Source organism: Dyella acidisoli (assembly GCF_030160295.1).
Classification (GTDB): domain Bacteria; phylum Pseudomonadota; class Gammaproteobacteria; order Xanthomonadales; family Rhodanobacteraceae; genus Dyella_B; species Dyella_B acidisoli.
This window is the reverse complement of sequence record NZ_BSOB01000048.1, coordinates 1-1,121: the sequence shown is the minus strand read 5'-3', so window position 1 is coordinate 1,121 and position 1,121 is coordinate 1. Positions and strand designations below refer to the sequence as shown.

Here is a 1,121-nt window from a genome sequence, read left to right as displayed (position 1 = left end):
GGCAGATTCAACCTCCAAGTGCATCAGCTGGCGCCAGTCCATCGCGAGCCTGGATGTAGTGCTCGAAGAACACCTCGGCCGGCGAACGCCAGCCGAGTGTCTTGCGAGGGCGAGTGTTGAACTCCCACGCAACGGCGTCCAGCTGCGCCTGGCTGTGCACGGACAGGTCTGTGCCTTTGGGGAAGTACTGACGTAGCAAGCCGTTGGTGTTTTCGCAGATGCCGCGCTGCCAGGGGCTGTGCGGGTCGGCGAAATAGATAGCCAGGCCGGTCCGTGCGCTCAGCGTGCGATGCAAGGCCATCTCCTTGCCTTGATCGTAGGTCAGCGTCTTGCGCAGCTCCTCGGGCAACGGAGTGAATGTACGGGCAAAGCCCTCCAACACGCCCAGTGCGGTGCTGTCCTCCACCTTGACCAGCATCGTAAACAGGCTGTAGCGACACACCAGCGTGCCGATCGCCGAGCGGTTATGGCCGCCGATGATCAGATCCCCTTCCCAATGCCCCGGGAGCAGACGCTCGTTGGCCTCGGGCGGGCGCAGATGAATGCTGGGCAGGTCGGGCAAACGGCCACGGGTTTCGTCGCCTTGGCGCGTACGTCGGCGCGTCCCTCGGGCCTGCCGAAGTAGCCCGACGATCTGGCGGCGCAACTCGCCCCGCGGCATCGCGTAGATCGCGGTATAGATGGTTTCGTGGGACACCTGCATCGCCGCTTGCTCGGGGTAGCGTTCCCGCAGTGTGCGGGCGATCTGCTCCGGGGACCAGCGTTGGCGCAGCCAAGCATGAACGCGTGACCACAACGGCCCCTGCAGATCCAGCTTGCGCGCTACTCGTGGCTGGTGGCGTAAACGATGAGCGCGCCTCCCAGCACGGGTGGCATCGTAGCCACCGGCGATCCGTGGGCGTCCCATTGGGCCGCACTCCTTCAACGCCTTGTAGCCATTACGCCGCAACTCACGGGTGATGGTGCTCTGTGCTCGCCCCAGGGCATCGGCAATGGCCCGGTCGCTCGTCTGCTCATGCTTCATGGCCATGATCGCGCCACGCTCTTCGGCGCTCAGGTGCTCATACCTCCGCCTCATCCGCTTCTCCACTCAAGTGATGCACTTGAGTTTAGAAACCGCC

At 64.1% G+C, this 1,121-nt stretch carries 1 protein-coding gene; it reads right to left on the bottom strand.

Features of this window, described 5'->3' with window-relative positions; all coding sequences use genetic code 11:
* Positions 1-7: 7 nt before the first annotated feature.
* Positions 8-1,078 carry an IS30 family transposase gene (locus QQJ86_RS18750; RefSeq protein WP_284322502.1) on the bottom strand — a complete coding sequence of 357 codons (1,071 nt, stop codon included), beginning with the start codon at positions 1,076-1,078 and terminating at the stop codon, positions 8-10.
* Positions 1,079-1,121: the final 43 nt, after the last annotated feature.